3 protein-coding genes are annotated in these 3,166 nt (G+C 41.7%); all 3 read left to right on the top strand.

Annotation, left to right across the window (positions count from 1 at the left end):
* Window positions 1–173 precede the first annotated feature (173 nt).
* The 3 genes from prmA (at window position 174) to fis (ending at window position 2,644) form a co-directional block, all read left to right on the top strand.
* Entirely contained in the window at window positions 174–1,055 is an 882-nt protein-coding gene (prmA, locus tag CXF78_RS18225; protein ID WP_011635944.1) for a 50S ribosomal protein L11 methyltransferase, read from the top strand.
* 297 nt (window positions 1,056–1,352) lie between these two features.
* Window positions 1,353–2,315: a tRNA dihydrouridine synthase DusB gene (gene dusB, locus CXF78_RS18220; RefSeq protein ID WP_011635943.1), complete on the top strand. Its 963-nt coding sequence runs from the start codon at window positions 1,353–1,355 to the stop codon at window positions 2,313–2,315.
* Between the two features lie 23 nt (window positions 2,316–2,338).
* Entirely contained in the window at window positions 2,339–2,644 is a 306-nt protein-coding gene (fis, locus tag CXF78_RS18215) for a DNA-binding transcriptional regulator Fis (protein WP_011635942.1), read from the top strand.
* Window positions 2,645–3,166 lie beyond the last annotated feature (522 nt).

Raw genomic sequence — 3,166 nt, 5'->3', positions numbered from 1 at the left:
TTTTCTAATCATCAGCAATATCCTGCGCGATTTTTAATATAAACGAGACTGTAAATGGTCAATCTTAACCGAGCAAAAAACCAATAAACTCTCACCTAAACGAGCATCTTAAAATAACTTGGGTATAATAAGCGCCAATTTGATATTACTTTTACCATAGTTAGGAAAATCCCATGGCTTGGATCCAATTACGCATTCACACACATCGCGATAACGCCGACTTGCTTGGCGACTTATTAATGGATCAAGGTTCACTTTCCATCACCTATGAAGATGGCCAAGACGAGCCTATTTTCGAACCAAAATTAGGTGAAACACCACTGTGGCAAGATACCGTAATGATTGCATTATTTGATGCGGGTACTGACTTAGCACCAACAATCGAGTTTTTAGAATCAATGCCATTTTTAGGCAAAGGTTTTAATCATAAAATTGAACAAGTCGAAGATAAAGACTGGATCCGCGAATGGATGGACAGCTTTCACCCAATCCAATTTGGTTCACGCTTATGGATTTGCCCTAGCTGGCGTGAAATTCCTGACCCGACCGCTGTTAACGTCATTCTCGATCCAGGTTTAGCGTTTGGTACAGGTACACACCCTACCACCGCCTTATGTTTAGAATGGTTAGACAGCCTTGATTTATCAAACCAAGAAGTCATCGATTTTGGTTGTGGCTCAGGTATTTTGGCTATTGCCGCCATTAAACTCGGCGCCAAAAAAGTGACCGGTGTTGATATTGATTATCAGGCTATTGACGCTTCAAAAGCCAATGCTGAACGTAACGATGTAGTTGATAAATTGGCCCTATATTTACCAGAAGATCAACCAGCCAACTTACAAGCAGACGTATTAGTCGCTAATATTCTTGCTGGTCCGTTAAAAGAGTTAGCACCTTTGATAGCTGAAAAAGTCAAAATAGGTGGCAAACTGGCGCTATCGGGTTTATTGCAAGAACAAGCACAAGAAGTATCCGACTTCTACAGCCAATGGTTCATCATGGATCCAGTAAGCAACAAAGAAGACTGGAGTCGCTTAACAGGAATACGCAAGTAGTCAGCTCGCAAGCCTAAAACGCACTCAACAATTGGCTATATTACGAGCTAATTGAGTGCGTAAATTCTCGTTTACAGGTTGTTAACATTCATAATTGACACTTGTATATAGGAAAACATCTCTCTGCAACACGCACCAGTGCTCAAAAATGGCCAAAAAACGCCATTTATTAGTCAAAGATGTGACGGCTAATAAAAGTCAAGCAAAAAAGTTGCATTTAGGTCATTTATTGACCTTTTCACGGCCGTAAAAAAGGGCTACTATAGCGCCCCTTTGGAGAGCAAGGTGAAGTCCGAAATGCAAATTGGCCCGTATCAACTGTCTAATCAGCTGATTGTGGCACCAATGGCAGGTGTCACCGATCAGGCCTTCCGAAATCTCTGTTTACGCTATGGCGCAGCTTTAGCCGTATCAGAAATGCTTTCATCGAATCCCGACGTTTGGGACAGCGACAAAAGCCGCCAGCGCATGATGCATTCTGGTGAAGAAGGTATACGCTCCGTACAAATAGCAGGTGCAGATCCTGATTTAATGGCTAATGCCGCTAAGTTCAACGTTGAACAAGGTGCGCACATCATTGATATCAATATGGGCTGCCCAGCAAAGAAAGTGAATAAAAAATTTGCTGGTTCTGCGTTAATGCAAAGCCCCAGCTTAGTAAAAGAGATTTTACAAGCTGTGGTTGCTGCAGTAGATGTGCCAGTAACGTTAAAGATACGCACAGGTTGGGAGCCTGAACATCGTAATGGTGTTGAAATAGCCCAAATTGCTGAAGATTGTGGCATTGTCTCGCTCGCCGTTCACGGCCGAACCAGACAATGCATGTACAAAGGCTTTGCCGAGTACGACACCATTAAAGCAATTAAACAGAATGTCTCAATTCCTGTTGTCGCTAACGGGGACATCGACACACCAGAGAAAGCCAAGTTTGTACTTGACTACACTGGCGCCGATGCCCTGATGATAGGAAGAGGTGCACAAGGACGGCCTTGGATTTTTAAAGAAATCCTACATTATCTGGAAACAGGTAAAAAGTTAGCGCCAATTAAGGCAGAAGAGCAACGCAGTGTGATGCTTGAACACCTTAAGAAACTTTATGACTTATATGGCGAATACAAAGGTGTCCGATTTGCTAGAAAGCATGTCGGGTGGTACCTAAACCATGAGGAACAGCGCCAATTTCGTGCTGACTTCAATCGGCTTGAAACCGCTGCCCAGCAACATTCCCTCGTAGAATGTTATTTTGATGAATTAGTTTAGAATTTAATAAAGAGCAGAATAGAATGTTTGATCAGACAACTAACACAGAAGTTCACCAGCTTACCGTAGGCAAAATCGAAACAGCAAACGGCACTATCAAGCCGCAGTTATTACGTGACGCAGTTAAACGTGCCGTAACTAACTTCTTCTCTCAGTTAGACGGTCAGGAAGCTTCTGAAGTATATGAAATGGTATTGTGCGAAGTTGAAGCACCTTTACTAGACATCATCATGCAACACACTCGTGGCAACCAAACGCGCGCTGCTAATATGTTAGGTATCAACCGTGGTACTTTACGTAAAAAATTAAAGAAATACGGCATGAACTAAGACTAACGTCTAAGTGATTGTAATGAAACGGGCTTATCAGCAATGATAAGCCCGTTTTGTTTTATCAGTTACACTCGTAGTAACACACCTCAATTTCAATCATTAGAAAAATAATCTTAAATAATAGGGCCTGTTGATCTTTTGTGGTCAAATGTCGTTCGATACAGAACTGGGGGCGGAGTACTTTTTGATCACGACGCCAGCCAGGTGCGTAGCCTACGCCTTCTATGTAAATAGCTTGCAACAAAGAGTAAAAAGGGTTTAGCTGGGCTCTACGGGCAGTGTTTGTAACTGCTTTATACAGAGGTCTCGCTTGCACATGTTACAAGTCCAAATTTGGATAAAATTTCTACACATCGTTGCAAAATTCATATCCAAAGATCAACCGGTCCCAATCTAATTACGGAAATCTTTTCCAATAACTTAATGCCTCAACTCTTTTCGACATATTAAATATTTTTAAGAATAAACATCTTAGAAGTTCCCGAATTCAACTTAGCTTTAAGAAAGTAAATTTCATCT

The sequence above is a fragment of the Shewanella sp. 11B5 genome, assembly GCF_002836795.1.
Taxonomy (GTDB): Bacteria; Pseudomonadota; Gammaproteobacteria; order Enterobacterales; family Shewanellaceae; genus Shewanella; species Shewanella frigidimarina.
This window is presented reverse-complemented; position numbering and strand designations above follow the sequence as displayed.

Bases quoted from the DNA above. Each gene is read 5' to 3' on its own strand.
- fis (WP_011635942.1), top strand. From the start codon at position 2,339: ATGTTTGATCAGACAACTAACACAGAAGTTCACCAGCTTACCGTAGGC.
- dusB (WP_011635943.1), top strand. From the start codon at position 1,353: ATGCAAATTGGCCCGTATCAACTGTCTAATCAGCTGATTGTGGCACCA.
- prmA (WP_011635944.1), top strand. From the start codon at position 174: ATGGCTTGGATCCAATTACGCATTCACACACATCGCGATAACGCCGAC.